General features: G+C 39.5%; 15 protein-coding genes. 9 read left to right on the top strand and 6 right to left on the bottom strand.

Annotation, left to right across the window (positions count from 1 at the left end):
- The first annotated feature begins 285 nt into the window (after positions 1 to 285).
- Positions 286 to 1269 carry a nuclease-related domain-containing protein gene (locus IQ10_RS01295; protein ID WP_144448673.1) on the top strand — a complete coding sequence of 328 codons (984 nt, stop codon included), beginning with the start codon at positions 286 to 288 and terminating at the stop codon, positions 1267 to 1269.
- Between the two features lie 274 nt (positions 1270 to 1543).
- On the opposite strand, the gene IQ10_RS01300 is transcribed toward IQ10_RS01295, so the two are convergent.
- Positions 1544 to 2728 carry a chromate transporter gene (locus tag IQ10_RS01300; RefSeq protein WP_144448674.1) on the bottom strand — a complete coding sequence of 395 codons (1185 nt, stop codon included), beginning with the start codon at positions 2726 to 2728 and terminating at the stop codon, positions 1544 to 1546.
- 18 nt (positions 2729 to 2746) lie between these two features.
- Positions 2747 to 3052, bottom strand: coding sequence for a PadR family transcriptional regulator (locus IQ10_RS01305; RefSeq protein WP_144448675.1), 306 nt, complete (start codon positions 3050 to 3052; stop codon positions 2747 to 2749).
- Between the two features lie 353 nt (positions 3053 to 3405).
- On the opposite strand from IQ10_RS01305, the gene IQ10_RS01310 reads away from it, so the two are divergent.
- On the top strand, positions 3406 to 5055 hold the full coding sequence (locus tag IQ10_RS01310) for a PAS domain S-box protein (protein ID WP_158639953.1): 1650 nt from the start codon (positions 3406 to 3408) through the stop codon (positions 5053 to 5055).
- 101 nt (positions 5056 to 5156) lie between these two features.
- A complete protein-coding gene (locus IQ10_RS01315) occupies positions 5157 to 5729 on the top strand; it encodes a phosphatase PAP2 family protein (protein WP_144448677.1) in 573 nt (190 codons plus the stop codon).
- A 46-nt stretch (positions 5730 to 5775) separates the two neighbouring features.
- Here the strand turns inward: IQ10_RS01315 and IQ10_RS01320 are convergent, their stop codons facing one another.
- On the bottom strand, positions 5776 to 7314 hold the full coding sequence (locus IQ10_RS01320; protein ID WP_144448678.1) for an ATP-binding protein: 1539 nt from the start codon (positions 7312 to 7314) through the stop codon (positions 5776 to 5778).
- A 533-nt stretch (positions 7315 to 7847) separates the two neighbouring features.
- Here IQ10_RS01320 and IQ10_RS01325 point away from each other — a divergent pair.
- Positions 7848 to 8210 carry a group I truncated hemoglobin gene (locus IQ10_RS01325; RefSeq protein ID WP_144448679.1) on the top strand — a complete coding sequence of 121 codons (363 nt, stop codon included), beginning with the start codon at positions 7848 to 7850 and terminating at the stop codon, positions 8208 to 8210.
- A gap of 127 nt (positions 8211 to 8337) precedes the next feature.
- On the opposite strand, the gene IQ10_RS01330 is transcribed toward IQ10_RS01325, so the two are convergent.
- Complete coding sequence (locus IQ10_RS01330) at positions 8338 to 10050, bottom strand: methyl-accepting chemotaxis protein (RefSeq protein ID WP_144448680.1); 1713 nt, start codon at positions 10048 to 10050, stop codon at positions 8338 to 8340.
- A gap of 481 nt (positions 10051 to 10531) precedes the next feature.
- Between IQ10_RS01330 and IQ10_RS01335 the strand changes: the two genes are divergently transcribed.
- Positions 10532 to 10771 (top strand): protein YuzH, encoded by a 240-nt coding sequence (locus IQ10_RS01335; RefSeq protein ID WP_144448681.1) that lies wholly within the window; start codon positions 10532 to 10534, stop codon positions 10769 to 10771.
- Between the two features lie 85 nt (positions 10772 to 10856).
- Here the strand turns inward: IQ10_RS01335 and rodA are convergent, their stop codons facing one another.
- Positions 10857 to 12038, bottom strand: a complete 1182-nt coding sequence (gene rodA / locus IQ10_RS01340; protein WP_144448682.1) for a rod shape-determining protein RodA — start codon at positions 12036 to 12038, stop codon at positions 10857 to 10859.
- A gap of 256 nt (positions 12039 to 12294) precedes the next feature.
- Between rodA and IQ10_RS01345 the strand changes: the two genes are divergently transcribed.
- Both IQ10_RS01345 and IQ10_RS01350 read left to right on the top strand, forming a co-directional pair.
- Positions 12295 to 12678: a MerR family transcriptional regulator gene (locus IQ10_RS01345; protein ID WP_242009657.1), complete on the top strand. Its 384-nt coding sequence runs from the start codon at positions 12295 to 12297 to the stop codon at positions 12676 to 12678.
- A 45-nt stretch (positions 12679 to 12723) separates the two neighbouring features.
- Positions 12724 to 14055: a hemolysin family protein gene (locus IQ10_RS01350; RefSeq protein WP_144448684.1), complete on the top strand. Its 1332-nt coding sequence runs from the start codon at positions 12724 to 12726 to the stop codon at positions 14053 to 14055.
- A gap of 143 nt (positions 14056 to 14198) precedes the next feature.
- Here the strand turns inward: IQ10_RS01350 and IQ10_RS01355 are convergent, their stop codons facing one another.
- Complete coding sequence (locus IQ10_RS01355) at positions 14199 to 14705, bottom strand: sigma-70 family RNA polymerase sigma factor (protein WP_144448685.1); 507 nt, start codon at positions 14703 to 14705, stop codon at positions 14199 to 14201.
- Positions 14706 to 14963: 258 nt separating this feature from the next.
- On the opposite strand from IQ10_RS01355, the gene IQ10_RS01360 reads away from it, so the two are divergent.
- Both IQ10_RS01360 and IQ10_RS01365 read left to right on the top strand, forming a co-directional pair.
- Positions 14964 to 15158 (top strand): PLDc N-terminal domain-containing protein, encoded by a 195-nt coding sequence (locus IQ10_RS01360; RefSeq protein ID WP_144448686.1) that lies wholly within the window; start codon positions 14964 to 14966, stop codon positions 15156 to 15158.
- A gap of 96 nt (positions 15159 to 15254) precedes the next feature.
- Entirely contained in the window at positions 15255 to 16196 is a 942-nt protein-coding gene (locus IQ10_RS01365; protein WP_144448687.1) for an agmatinase family protein, read from the top strand.
- Positions 16197 to 16275: the final 79 nt, after the last annotated feature.

Genomic DNA, 16275 nt, shown 5'->3' on the forward strand with positions numbered 1-16275 from the left:
GGAGTTAGACCGAATTAAGTAGCAGTTAGACTGAATGATGCGGCAGTTAGACTGAATTGAGCAGCAGATCGACCGAATGATGCGGAGTTAGACCGAATTAAGTAGCAGTTAGACTGAATAATGCAGAGTTAGACCGAATTAAGCGGCAGTTAGACCGAAAAGAGCGCCCAAATGCTTTATGCTGCTAATAAACGACACTCAAAACTCAATTTTCATACACAATAAGGAGGAATTCATACATTTCAAGTCGAATGGTTTTAAAATAATAGATAGAGGAGTGATCGATTGATAACAAAAGAACGAAAACGACCACTAAAAATACAAAAACTTGAAGCATTACTCCGCAGACTGCCATCTCATCACCCAAAATATGAGATGATAAAAGAAGCATTAGCCAAAAGCATCGCTGGTTTCAGAGGAGAGCAGTCCCTTGATTATTATCTCTCATTTCTTCCCTCAAACGAATTCCTCATCCTCCACGATATCAGATTCCCTTACGATGAAAACAGTTACTTTCAGCTCGATACACTCATTTTATCTACTCGCTTCCTCGTCATCCTTGAAGTGAAAAATATCGCAGGCACATTATACTTTGATCAAGCATTTCAACAGCTCATTCGTATATTGGATGGCAAGGAAGAGGGATTTTTAGATCCTTTACTACAAATAAAACGACAGCACATGCAGCTGGAAACATGGCTCGCGCAACGAAAAAATCTGCCGCTACCCCCAATCGAATCCTTCATTGTCATTAGTCATCCTTCAACAATCATCAAATCATCACCTAATCACAAGGAAGCTTTTGAAAAAGTGATTCGCCCTCCCATGATTCCGCTGACAATCGAACATCTCAAACGATTTCACACAAAAGAGATCCTCCCCATGAAACCATTAAAAAGACTCGCGACCCTCATCCAAAAACAGCACACCCCTTCTAATCCTGATCTTCTGCACCAATTCCAAATCGATAAATCAGAGCTCCTTCGTGGTGTTATTTGCCCAACGTGTATGCGGCGTCCACTCGTCAGAAAAAGAGGATCCTGGTATTGCCCATATTGTGAATCTTCCTCGAAAGACGCGCATGTATCCTCGCTGCAAGATTATTTTCTTCTCATTGGTCCTACTATCTCCAATCAACAATTAAGAGATTTCCTTCAGATTTCCTCCGCAACCATTGCAAAAAAATTATTAGTCTCATTGGATCTGAAACAATCTGGAGTGACAAAAGGGAGAACCTATGAGCTAGAGACTCTTCTGAATCATAAATGATGGAGTTCGGTCGATGATCGCCTAACATCGGATTCAGATGAGCTAACTGGGTTAGACCGAATTATATAGTAGTTAGACCGAATAACTTAGCACTTAGACCGAATAATGCAGACTTAGACCGAATTATGCAGAATTAGACCGAAAAACCATTCAACTAGACCGAAAAAACTCCTCCACCCCCGCGCCTCAGCTTCCTACACACGAAAAAAGGCCGTTGAACGCGATGTTCAACGGCTTCAACTCACTAAATCTCCCTAAATCTCCCTAAATCTCCCTAAATCATACCCAAAAGTGCGCCTCCCACAGCCCCAGATAGTACAATGACCCAAGGTGGAAGCTTCCAGTACACCAGCATACTGAACAATAATGCTGCAAAGGCGAAATCAATTGGTGCTAAAATAGCGCTTGTGAAAATTGGATTGTAAAACGCTGAAATTAAGATCCCGACAACGGCTGCATTGACGCCCATTAAGGCCCCTTTGATCTTCGGATTTCTGCGTAATGTGTCCCAAAACGGTAATGTACCGAGGATAAGCAGGAACGCTGGTAAGAAAATCGCCACCGTTGCCAAAAGTCCGCCTTGCCAGCCACTTATGGCGGTCCCGAGGTAAGCAGCGAATGTAAATAATGGCCCAGGTACGGCTTGTGTTGCTCCGTAACCCGCTAAAAAGGCTTCTTCGCTTAACCAACCAGTTGGCACAAATTCGCGTTCTAGTAATGGTAAAACAACATGCCCGCCACCAAAAACTAATGAACCAGCGCGGTAAAAGCTATCAAACATTGCGACCCAGTTTAACGACGTCATTTCCCGTAAAATAGGCAAAAAAATAAGCAAACCGAAAAACAGTCCCAAACATAGAACAGCAAAGCGGCGACTAATCGGAAATTGCATTCTCGTTTGATCGCTTTCTTGATGCTTGCGATAGATCAAGTAACCAACGAATCCAGCAAGTATGATAGCGCCGACTTGCGTAAAAGCCGTTTGCCACAAGAGGGTTACAATTAAAGCAAACAAGGCAATGGTTCTTCGTTGCAAGTCAGGAGTGAGATTCTGTGCCATTCCTAAAATCGCATGAGCAACGACAACGACAGCGACGATTTTTAAGCCATGAATCCAACCAGCAGTACTTACGTCAAAACCGTTAAGAAGGATGGCAAATAAAATAAGGGCAATGACAGAGGGAAGAGTGAATCCAATAAAGGAAACGATCCCACCTAACACACCTGCGCGCATGACTCCGATCCCAATACCGACCTGGCTACTAGCAGGACCAGGTAAGAACTGACAGAGCGCAACTAAATCTGCATAACTTTTTTCATCCATCCATTTACGTCTGCGTACATATTCTTCGTGAAAATAACCCAGATGAGCAATCGGTCCGCCAAACGAGGTTAATCCTAGTCTCGTTGAAACGATCAGGATTTCTAGTAATGATTTTAAACTTCTTTTTTGATCCATTTGTAACTCCTTATGCTACTATTTGATTTCTTTGAAAAGCTCATAGGCTTTTTTTCTCGCTTCAATGAGCACGATGTTTCCCTTTTCTGTAGTCGTATAATATTTTCTAATTTTCCCTTCAACGTTGCGTGATTCTTTTGTTAATAGTCCGTCTGATTCCATTGTGTGTAAAATCGGATAGAGCGTACCAGCGCTTATGTTGTAGCCATGTTCCTTAAGCTCCTCAAGCATCCACGCACCAAATATCGGGTGTTCACTAGCATGGTGTAAGATGTGTATGTGAATAAATCCAAGAAAAAGTTTTCGTAATACTTTATCCTCCAAGCTTTCACCTCCCCTTATCGGAAATCAATATCGAAAGACGATATCGATTATCTATATAAAGAGGATAACATGAATATTTGCTCGATCCAAGTTCTCGTGAGTATTTTTACATAGTCTTAACATTCGCATTCACTTTTAATAATTCTTCAATCGTTCAACATTCGACAATAAAAATGAAAGAGATCTCTTATAATAAAAAGGAGATTCATAATTTTATATGGAATAAAATAGAATGATTCTAAACAATATGACATTTAAAGGGGTAAAAGCAGTATTGTAGTAAGTACCCATTTGTAATGGATTACATTTGTTCATCTAAAAAGCAAAATCGATCTTCCAAAAGGGGCAGTTACATGGGAAAAATGTTTGAGATAAATTCACGTCAGTTTCAGATGATGATGGATGGTATTGTAGATTTGGTGATGGTGATAGAAGTCGTGGATGGAAGCGATTTTGTTTATCGTTTTATGAATAAGAAGGCACAAGAAATCATCGGGGTCAGAGAAGATGTTTTTGGAAAAACGTTTGCGGATATCTTTCCAGATCAGAAAGCGACCTATATTCAAGGAAATTTCTTGAAAGTGCTGCAGCACAAAGAGCCTGTTACATTTGAACGCTATGAAAGCAATGGTTGGATTGGTCAAACAACATTAACTCCTATTTTTGATGATGATGGCCATGTAGAATATATTTTCTCGGTCACACAGGATTTAAAAGAAAATAACAAAATGAAAGAAGCGATCACTCAAAAAACGAATGAGCTTGAGCTTGTTTGGAATTATACATCAGATGCAATTTTCATTATGAAGGAGGATGGCTCGATTTATAAAGTGAATCCTGCATTTGAAGAAATGCTTGGATGGACGGAAGAAGAGATCTCAAAGGAGCCCATCCCGCCTATTTTTTGGGGCCATAATCAAGCAAAGCATGAAGCATTTTTACGGCGTCTCTTTTCAGGTGAAAATTTCAATAATATTGAAAGAAAGCGCGTGTGTAAGAATGGGAAAATTATTGATGTGCTCGCCTCATACAGGCCAATCATTTTAGAAGAGAAAAACTATGCGGTGGCGATGTATAAGGAGGTCACAAATATTCAGGTCGTTCAACAGAAGTTGCGCGAGAGTGAAGAACAGTTCAAGTCCTTGTTTGTACATAACCCTGATCTCATCGTGGCAACAGATCAAAATGGCAACATTACAAATGTCAATTCTGCTGTGCAAACGGTGTTAGGATACACAGAAGAAGACATTACAGACGATTTTATCAATGTCCTGATGGGATATAAAGAGGATCAAATAAAAGAAAGAATCAGATATGTCAACAAAACACTGCAAGGAGAAACACAGGCATACGAATTGAGTGTATACAATAAAAAAGGCAACCGGGTTGACTTGAAAATTAAATCGATTCCGATAAAAAAAAATGGTGAAATTAAAGGGGTATATGAGGTAGGGCAAGACATTACTTTACAAAAGCAAGCAGAGGAAAAGCTGAAAAAACTTGCGCTATGCGATACGCTAACAGATTTACCGAATCGGCGAGCGATCAATGAAGAAATTGATGCTGCTTTAATCGAGGCTAGCCAAAACAACCATTCGTTAGCTTTGCTTTATATTGATTTAGATCATTTCAAAGAAATCAATGATTCGAAGGGGCATTTGATTGGCGACGAGCTGCTCGTTCAATTTTCCTTAAAAGTAAAAGACATTGTCTCTGAAAAAAATATCATCGCTAGATTAGGAGGAGATGAATTTCTCATTTTAATGCCGAAAGTGGACCATTCAACAGGACCAAAAGCGCTTGCGAAAAGCATTATTCAGTCACTACAAGAACCAATGACTATAGCGGGGCATGAAATTCAGACGACCCTTAGCATCGGTATTGCGATGTACCCAGATCATGGTGTGCAAAAGCGAGAATTACTAATGCAAGCAGATGAAGCGTTATATATGGCGAAAAATGATGGGAAGAATACGTTTAAGATTATCGAAAGCAATGCTTGATCCAAACTTAAGCCTTGCTTTTGATGTTCAATAAAACGCTGGTTTTCGTAAGGGCTATAAAGGGAATAGAGAAGAAAACATTCATTTGAAAGGAAGCGCAAATGATCGATTACATTATCCAAATAGATCGAGATTTGTTTCACTGGATCAATCAGGAGTTGCATATGAGCTTCTTAGATCCGATTATGCTGTTTTTAACAACGATCAGTAATTTAGCTATTATTTGGTTTGTTGTTGCTGTTATTCTTTTTGTTAAGAGGAAGAGAATTGGAGGGGCGCTATCAAGCTTTACGTTGTTCATCGGCATCATTCTAGCACTGATTATCGATGAAGTCATTAATGCGGTAGTAGGAAGGCCGCGTCCTCCAGAGGTAGAGGAAGGGGTCCGTCAATTGGTTGACTTACCTTTATCTAGTTCGTTTCCATCTGGACATGCCGTTACATCTTTTGCGGCTATGTTCATTCTTGTTTACTTTTTTCCTAAGACGAAATATTGGTTGCCTCTACTTGCAATTGTATTTGCGTATTCGCGCCTGTACGTTGGGGTTCATTATCCGACAGACAGCATAGTAGGAGCATTAGTAGGAATGATGGTTGGGTTCCTTACGATTAAATTGCCACTTGCATCCTTACTAACAAAGCTACAAAAAAGATATCCGAACTTAAACCTATAACTTGTATGGATATGAATAGTCTCAACAGATTAGAGCCTGTTGAGACTTAGTACTGGTCATACCTATTGTCCTGATAAAACGTTGGTAAGAGGATATCGACTGTTGTGCCCATTCCTTTTTGACTGTTAATTTGGATACTGCCCTGGTGCGCTTCAACAATTTTATAACAAACGGTTAGACCTAGCCCAATGCCTTTTTCTTTGTTTGAATAGAACGGTTCGCCTAATTTTTTTAAGCGTTCATGCGGAATACCAGAGCCTTGATCGATAATCCGAATTAACACGTCTTTACTGGATTCTAGTTGCACTTGAATGGTAATTTTACTCCCAGCTGGTCCAGCCTCAATGGCATTTTTGATGACGTTTACAAAAGCCTTTTTCAATTGACGCTCATCGCAGTAGATAAAGGGAGTGTTGACATTAAACTTTGTGACAATTTGTATATTATTTAAAGTAGCGCTTGTCGTAAAGAATTTTTTGACTTGTTCTAATAGCATTAAAGGATCGTTTAATTTGAATGTTAATGTCGGTTTTGCAAGCGTAATAAATTCATTTGACATCTCTTCAATTTGTTTTAATTCCAAGAGCATCGTATCAATATACTCTGGTTTTAAACCCCCTTCTTTCGACAATTGAAGAAAGCCTCTGATCGTTGTTAAAGGGTTACGGATTTCATGAGCGACACCTGCCGCCAGCTGCCCGATAACATGTAATTTTTCTGTCTTACGTAATAATTCCTCTGTTTTCTTAAATTCAGTAATATCTCGTCCCATAATCACAATACTTCGTCGCTCTCCATTAGGATGAAACAAAGGTACTTTCACAATATCGAAAATTTTCGGTTGGCTATTTAGCTGAGGAATAATCTGTTCATAGCGAACGGGTTTCTTACTTTCCCAAGCCTGCAAGTCGGTTTTTTCACAATTTTGTAGTGGATCACGAAAAAAGTCATTTAAAGCATAAAGATCAGCATTCACCATTCCTTTATAAGGAACATCCTCAAGCTGAAAAATAGAAATACCGAGGTCATTTGCTTCAATCCAACGACTTTCACTGTCCTTGAAGTAAATAATATAAGGGATACTGTTCATGACAGTGTGTATTTGTCTTTCGTTTTCCATTACTTTTTCTGGTAAAAAATGAAAATCTATTGTATCAGGAATTTTATTGATCAAGACTTGTAATTGTCTTTCCCTTTCAATTAATTCTGCCTCTCTCCGCTTGCTTTCAGTAATGTTTTTGATTGTACAAGTTCGCAAAATAATATGTCCTTTTGGATGAAAGATAGGAGAAATAATAAGACTGAGATCGAGTAGACTCCCATTTTTATGTTGTTTAGCCGTTTCATAAGTCGTGAGATAACTATGTTCGAACTCTTGTTTGAGATCTGCAAATAGAGAGAACTTACCATCCATCACTTCTTGCTCGGTCCAACCAAATAGCTGCTCAAAGGCTTTATTTACTTTTAAAAGGTTGAATTCATTATCAATAACGGCTGTGGCATCAACCGTATGATGAATGATTGACTCGACTATTGATGAAGGTGGTTGCTTGAACTCCTTTAATGAACGTTTATGATTATTCAATACAATCGCTCCTCATTCTAAGATGCAAGAAGAAATAGTTTTGTAAAATAAGATTTGACATATGCTTAATTATTTCCATGCATCTTATGAAATCTCCTTTATAAAAAGGTAAAAATAATTGTTTTTTTTGTAAAAAAATAGCTAAGTTTGTAGTGAGATTCAAAGATACTCTTTGTGACGAAATATGACGAAACTTGTCGTTAGACCGAAAAATGTTTGGTTTAGACCGAAAAAGTGCTGCGTTAGACCGAAAAATGTTTGGATTAGACTGAAAAAGTGCTGCGTTAGACCGAAAAAATCTGGATTCGACCGAAATCATCCTATGTTAGACCGAAAACTGTTTGAATTCGGTTATGCCTGCCTCCATTTAGCTGAAAAATACCTTAATTATAAAGGAAAACGACAAAATGAGAGGAACTTATTCGGTTCTGTGGGTACTTACTTCTGCATTAAAAAAATGATAAGGTGAAAAAGGATAAATACACATCAAAAGGGAAAAAGTAAGTCCATCTTTTGAAAAAGGAATGATCAACATGGCACAGACGCTTTATGACAAAGTCGGCGGAGAAGAAGCAATCGAAAAAGTCGTTGAGTATTTTTACAATGAATTAGTGTTAAAAGACGAAACGGTAAATCATTTCTTCAAAAACACAGACATGGAAAAACAACTCCGTCATCAGACAAAATTCATTAGCTTTGCATTAGGTGGCCCAAAACAATACTCAGGAAAATCAATGGCAAAAGCTCATAAAGGATTGAATGTGCAGCCAGAGCACTTTAACGCGATTGCCAAACACTTACATGATGCACTGGCGCACTTTGGTGTGGGTGAAGCAGATATTGAACAGGCTCTTGAAAAAGTTGCGTCACTTAAGGACGATATCTTGTATAAGTAATGCCACTCGACAAGCGGGATATCACTATCCCTCAACTCAGTATGGAATAAGCCGTATTCTTTTTCTACCCAACTTTCATATACAAAATAACCAGTCTCCCCAACGCGAGGAGTCTGGTCTTTTGTTTTTATACTTTAAATCGTCCGACGAGGCTTTGTAATTGCTCAGCCATGGAAGCTAGTGTTGTAGCGGATGAATTGATTTCTTCCATTGAAGCCAGCTGTTCCTCTGTTGCGGCGGAGACATTTTGTGTTCCTGCTGCAGACTGTTCAGCTACGCTCGAAACGGTTCGGATCGCCTGGATGACCTGTTCTGATCCAGCAGACAGTTGCAAAACGGCTGCTGTAATCTTTGTAATCTGGCTTGTAACGATTGTTACTCCATCTGCAATAAGGGTAAAATTATCGCCGGCTGAGTTGACAAGCTGGATTCCATTTGCGACTTCAGCGGTGGTTGATTCCATGGACTCAATGACATTATTTGTGTCTTGTTGAATAAGGGTAATTAAACCTGATATTTGCTTGGCTGATTTTGATGACTGTTCCGCTAATTTTCTAACTTCATCAGCTACTACGGCAAATCCGCGTCCATACTCGCCAGCCCGTGCAGCTTCAATTGCGGCGTTAAGAGCGAGTAAATTTGTTTGATCAGATATTGCCGTAATCGATTGTGTAATTTGTTCAATTTCTTTTGAACGTTCACCAAGACCATTAATAGAAGTTGATAAACGGTCTACTTTTTGATTGATCTCATTCATCTGATCGATCGTTTCTTTAATCACAAGGCTTCCTTCTTCGGATTGGGTTGATGCGTTTGATGCAGTATGTGAGACTTCCTCTGCATGGTCAGCAATTTGCTGTGCATTTTTTGACATTTCATTGATAATCATCGAGCTATCTTGGACACTGTGCACTTGGTTTTCTGCTCCAACAGCTAACTCTTGTATTGTATAGCTAATATGCTCCGTTGCTTTACTACTCTGTTCTGCACTTGCATTTAACTCCTCTGCAGAAGCTGCTACTTGTTGAGACGTTTCATGAACCGTTGCCATGATCCCGCGTAAGCCTTCAATCATCTTATTAAAAGAAGCAGTTAATGAACCAAGCTCGTCTTTTGATTGATATGTTCCTTTTATCATTAAATCACCATCTGCTGCTTTTGCCATTAATTCTTCCATTTCTTTCACTGGTTTCGTAATAGTTCGTGTCATCATCCAACCAATCATGATTAACACAATACTTCCTGCAATAAGGACAGTTATGACCAACATAAATGATTGTTGGATGTCTTCTCTATTCGTCTGATTGACCTGCTGTGCATCTTGAATATTGTAATCAACAAGTTCTGTAATAATGCTCTCTAGTTCACTTACAATTGGTGCAACCTGTTCTCTATATAGAGCGTAGGCCTCCTCATTTCGATTCGACATGGCGTAATCCATCGCTTGATCACGTGTTGCAATATAACCCTCCACAGTTTGCTCCATTTCCTGCATCTTTTCTAACTCAAAGGGGTCATCTGTTTGAGTTTTATATTGCTCTCTTAATTCAGCGTTCTCTTTTGCTAATCTATCAATTTCTTCAAGTATTCGGTTATTTTCATCGACATTTTCTGTTAACATAAGCTCTAATAAATGAGCTTTAATCATTTCCTGATTCGCTTCCATCATTTGTAAATATGTAATCGGAAGCAACTTACCCTCGTACATGTTCTCTAGCTTATCTTGCATCGAAAACTGTTGATAAACTCCCATAAAACCGACAGCAAATAAACCAAATAAAAAGATTAGGATAAGGACAGTTAATTTTCGACCAATTTTTAATTGTTGAAGTACTTTCATTGTTTTCCCCTCTACGATTCAGCGTTTGTTTTTCTTTATCATTATTTTCTTCATTACTATATAAGAAAAATAACATACTAAATATATATCTTTTTCATTAAAAAGTGACTAGCTAAATGGAAGGAATTTAATGACATATATTTACATAAAAATGATGTTTTATTGATATATTTCCAATGTATACATAAAGAGGAATGCAATCGTGTGAGATTAATGGGAGCTGCAGGCTAAGGGAATGAAAACTGGCTAAACAATCTTTTGAAATTATCACCATTGTTTTCATTTGGAGGTCGAGAGGTATTTACTACTTATCCGTGGAAGAAGATGAGTGGATCTCATTTCTAGCACTACTTTAACTTAAGGACGGTTTCAAGATACTAAAAGGTTTGCCAACCAATTTATGCGGGGATTACTTCCAAAAAGGAGTAGTCCTTTTTTATTGTCAGATCGAGTGCTTTTTCTGATGAGAGGAGTGATTAGGTTGAAGTTAATCAAATGGGGTTATATGCGGAGATATCGGATCAAGGCTCTTTTTGATACACATCCATCTTCGCCTGTTATACTAGCACAAATTAACCACTATTACTTTGTCAGACACATCTATTGGGATGAGTCTGATCCAATAGTGGGGAATGCGGATTTATGGAAAATGGAAGTGCTCGTCAATAAGGAGCTTGGCTTACTGGAAGATTATTTGAATCGAAGGTCGTTAAGTAGGTAGAGTATATAGGAATGAGAGATGATAGTCATTAGGAAGGTGTTCTTTTGTGAGAAGAACACCTTTCTAACAGATTTATTAACAAAATTTAGCCTGATTCTTCTGTTTGGAACATGTAATGCCTAGTACGCATATTGACATTCAGTACAACTCCAATGGCAACCATATTGGTTAATAAGGCGCTGCCACCATAACTAAGAAAAGGTAGAGCAAGGCCTGTAATCGGCATTAAACCTATTGTCATCGCAATGTTTTGAAACACTTGAAACACAAGTAACCCAATAATACCTGAAACAAGATACGTTCCAAACAGGTTGTTACAAGTTAAAGCAATCACAATCATGCGATAAAAAAGCAGGAAATAGGTGACGATGAGAATGGTCGCGCCCATAAAACCAAACTCTTCTCCAATGACCGTAAAAATAAAGTCAGTATGGATTTCAGGAATTCGATCACTTTGAGTCTGTACACCTTGTAAGAAACCACTACCATAGAGTTGACCTGAGCCAATTCCTCTCATTGCTTGTACAAGCTGGTATCCGTATCCCGCTGAATGTTCATAGGGGCTTAACCACCCATAAAAACGATCAAGCTGATGATCTTTAATAAATAGCGTAAACAGATCAAAATGATTGAAGTATAACCAAACAAGCATCACAATCCCTAGTATAGTTCCTGCACTCAGAATGAGCAGAATTTTCCATGAAATTCCAGACATCAGCAGCATAGTAGCCATAATGCTTGCGATAACAAGCGCTGTCCCTAGATCTGGCTGTTGCAAAATAAGGAAAAATGGCGGTAAACCGACTGCTAGAACCTTTGCAACAATGATGATATCTGATTTTATATCGAAGTCTTTGCGCTCAGTTGTGATTTTATAAAGCAAATGAGCGAGGGCAAATATTAAGAAAATTTTCATGAATTCTGACGGTTGAATCTCCGTAAAACCAAGATCTAACCACCGCTGTGAACCATTTCGAAAAACGCCAAGTGGCGAGTATGCGACAAGAAGGATTAAGGCCATCCCAGTTCCATAAAGTAGAAAAGATAAATTTTTAAAAAAGTCATAGTCAATAACCGTCACTCCAAACATAATGACGATTCCAACAACGAACCAAATGAGTTGTCGTTTGACAAAGTGCGTAGGGTCTTCAGTGAAATATTGACCAGATCCACTATAAATGGATAGTAGGCTGAAGCACATGAGTATAAATAATAAAAAGAGAAGGGTGTAATCAATCTGTTGTATATTCTTTTTCGTTTCTTCCATTTACGCCTCCAAACACGAAATAAATTTTTAGTTTATCCCCTAAAGGCCAGCAGCAAGTAGATAATATAACTAATTAAGAAACAAAAGTATACCATAAAAAAACGAAAATTGCAGGAATTGTGAGACAAATGTAGTCTTATATTTTGTATGAAAATTGGTTAACCAAAACGTTCTACTGTACGGTTTCATAAAAAATATGATATCTTAATAGAGTGACAACTTTTTTTATAAGGGAGGGATTTACCTTGGGGAGTCGTTGCTTCGTATTGGTCAAGTAGCAGAATTAAGTGGGTTATCGGCAAGAACGATTGATTACTATACTAAAAAAGGATTACTTGCATTCAAGCGTTCAAATGCGAACTATCGACTGTATCCTCAGAATGTCCTTCAGTCATTGGAAAGAATTAAATGGCTTCAGGAACAACGGATGTCGCTCGATGAAATTGCTGAAACGATGCAAGTACCGAGTGATGAAGAAGTAGAACCTTTTGTATTTGAGGTACAAGAGGAAATTCATGTCCTGCAGCAAAAGTTAACAACATTAGAGGATGCGATGAAAAATACTTCTCAAAAAGAAAAAGAGCTCATATATAAAGATATAACAGAGAAACTCAAAGTAGTTATGCAACGATTTATTTAAATATGAAGAATTTTCGGAGGTGAATCCCTCTATTGAGGGAAATAATTGGACAGTATAACTTTATTGAATTTATTTTTAATAGCGCTTCTCATTGGACTAACAGCTTTCTTCGTTGGTGCTGAATTTGCAGTTGTAAAAGTACGTATGTCTCGAATTGATCAATTAATTTCAGAAGGTAATAAGAAAGCCATTCTCGCTAAAAAAGTAGCCAATGATCTAGACTACTATCTATCTGCTTGTCAGCTTGGTATTACGGTGACGGCCCTGGGACTTGGTTTCTTAGGAAAGCCAACGGTCGAAAGGCTTTTGTACCCCTTGTTTGAAAGTTGGGGGGTTGCCCAGGCTGTTGCTACGGTCGTTTCGATTGCAGTGGCCTTTTCGGTTGTAACGTTTCTTCACGTTGTAGTCGGTGAGCTTGCCCCTAAGTCGCTAGCGATTCAGTTTGCTGAAAAGATGACATTGCTATTAGCGGGCCCACTTTACTGGTTTGGTAAGATTATGTACCCGCTTATCTGGAGCTTGAACGGGTCAGCACGTGTTCTGCTTCGTACGTTTGGTGTTCAGCCTGCAGGTCATGAACAAGCCCACTCGGAAGAAGAGCTGAAAATCATTATGGCGCAAAGCTTTAAAAGTGGTGAAATTAATCAAATTGAGCTCTCGTACATGGAGAACATTTTTTCTTTTGATGAAAGAGTCGCAAAGGACATTATGGTACCGCGGACGCAGATTATTACGTTGGAACAGACGATGACACGTGAAGAAATTATTGATATTCTCAATGAGCATAAATATACACGTTACCCTGTGACTGAAGAGGGCGATAAAGACCGTATCATTGGTTTTGTCAATGTGAAAGAAATGCTAACCAATTATGCGGTGGGGCAAGAAAGTCGTCTTGTTGACAGTCTGCATGAGCTAATCATGATACATGAGGGTACTCCTTTGCAAGACGCGCTACTTAAAATGCAATCAAAGAGAGTTCATATTGCCCTTGTTATGGACGAATATGGTGGTACAGCGGGAATTATCACGATGGAAGATATTTTGGAAGAAATCGTTGGTGAGATTCGTGACGAATTTGATAGCGATGAGGTACCAGATATTCAACAAAAAAGTGAAGAGCTTTATCATATTAACGGTCGTGTTTTACTAGTTGACCTTGAAAAACAATTCGGACTTACATTTAAAGATAGTGAAGATGTTGATACAATCGGTGGCTGGTTTCAATTACAGAACACAGAAACGATGCCGAACGATTCCATTGAACAAGATGGACATCTCTGGACCGTTTTAGAGATGGAAAATCATCAAATCCTTCAGGTAGCCTTACAGCTAAGAGCAGTACCGCAAGAAGAAACGACTGAAGCGATAACGTAAGATTAAATAAAAGGCTTGTGAAGAGATGTACTCTTTCACAAGCTTTTTTCAATACATACCATAAACACAAACCTTCCATCAGCCAAGGCTCTCAATTCAGAACAAAAAACCATATTCTTTTCCTAACCACTAGCCAACTATCATCAGACCCCAACAGGCAAGTGGACGGCTCTTAGCTTGCGAATCGCTTGTTTGCGCCAGGAGGATACAGTGTTTGTTGAGACACCGTATTCTCTAGCAATCTCACCAAGCTTTTTATCATGAATAATGGCCTCGACGACCCAAAGCTGCTCACGCTCAGTTAAGTGGGAAAGATACGGGGTTAGGGAAGAAAATAAGCTCGAATCTAGGTGATAACTATGCTGTTCATCGATATAGGCAGTCGTTTGCTGTTCATCGTGAAGAACATGATGGTCGCCAAACCGTTTCTCTTTACGTAGCATCGTAAGCATATGTCCGCGAACAGTATGGAGAGCAAAGGCAGCAAATGAGCCTCTTTCTGGATCGAAGTTTCGATATGCCTCCCACAGAGCGACTACACCAACTTGATAATATTCATCGAAATAGCTAGTGAGACGGAGTTTTTTGATCTGATTTTTAATCAATCCTTCAAAATCACAAAGAACTTGTTCAAATGATTGACTGTGCATGCGTGCATTCCTTTTTTAGGAGCACTCCTAATCGTATTCCGCGGTAGCCTTAGCGTACGCGACTTATCGTTATCCTGCATCTTTGAAAAAAGACGAAATCGCCCCCTTACTATAGGGAAAAAATCAAAAATCGCTAGGGCGTTTTGCCAAAACGACCCCTAAATCGAAGGTCGTTTTAAAGAAACAGTCTTATTTTTGAAAACTGAAACTTTAATGAATAGGAAGACGTAAATGAAACATAGAGAGGAGTGAATTTGCATGGATCTGATCTTTTTACCCATTGCGCTCTTATTTGTCGTTGGCGGATTCATTCTTAATGTCGTAACGAGTATTTGGTGTTACCGTGATTCACTTAGGCAGGGAAATAGCAAAGAATATAGCCTGATCATATTAGTGGCTACACTTTTCTTCCCGATCGCAGGGTTTATTATTTATCTCGTTATTCGCAAGTAACTTTCTCATGCTACGCGGTCTGGTCCTTCTCATGATTATCTCTTCCTGTATCGGGTATAGGATACATAATAAAGAAAAAATGAGGAGTGTCAGAGGATGAGTGAGATGTTATACGGGAATACGCCCCCTTTTCTCGGGGCAATCAATGGAACGACAGATAGCATAGATGAAGCAGATGTACTGATTTATGGTGTGCCGTGGGAAGGAGCCGTGACGTGGGGAGATTATACAGGCTGTGAGCTTGGGCCTAAGGTGATGCGACTCTGTTCAGGACGGTACAGTGGCTATTTGCCAGAGCTTGATCATATCGATGTGTTTGAGCATTTGCAGCTTGCGGACATGGGGGATGTCGATGTGGTCCCTGCTGATGTCACTGAGACGATGAACCGAATTGAGGATTTCTCGGGTAAGATTTGGGATACAGGTAAATTCCCAATTGCGCTCGGCGGAGACCATGGCATTACGTACCCAATTGTTAAGGCGCTGACAGAGCGAACAGAAGGCAAGGTCGGCATTATTCATCTCGATGCGCATTACGATAATATGCCCCATCATGAAGGTGATAAATATGCACGCTCAACGCCATTTGCACGGATTTATGAGCTAGACGGCGTGCGCAATGAGAGTTTGATTCATGCAGGTATTCACGGCCCACGTAATAAGCCAGAAAGCGGCCGTTTTGCCCGCGATGCAGGAGCGAAAACCTTAACAATCAATGATATCCGCGAAACAAAAGACCTGCGCGCCCTCGCAGCATCTATTTATGAGCAAGCAAGCGAAGGCGCTGAGGTTGTCTATCTGAGCATTTGTAGTGACGTACTCGATTTCGCTTTCAATCCTGGAGGACCAGTCGATGCGAATGGCTTAACTTCCTATGAGCTTCTAACACTCGTGTATGAATTTACAAAGCGCGGCATTGTCGGTATGGATTTCGTCGAGGTCTATCCGCAGCAAGATCCAACCGATGTATCATCCCACTTCGCCTCCACACTTGCCCTGTATGCACTTGCTGGCGTTGTGCAGCATCAGAAAAAATAAACAACACCGCACCCGTTTAGAGGTGCGGTGTTTACTTTGACGCTATAAAACCCACTAAGGACAATGTTCGACCCTGAAA

Origin of the sequence: Halalkalibacter nanhaiisediminis, assembly GCF_007830185.1 — a bacterium.
Taxonomy (GTDB): domain Bacteria; phylum Bacillota; class Bacilli; order Bacillales; family Bacillaceae_D; genus Halalkalibacter; species Halalkalibacter nanhaiisediminis.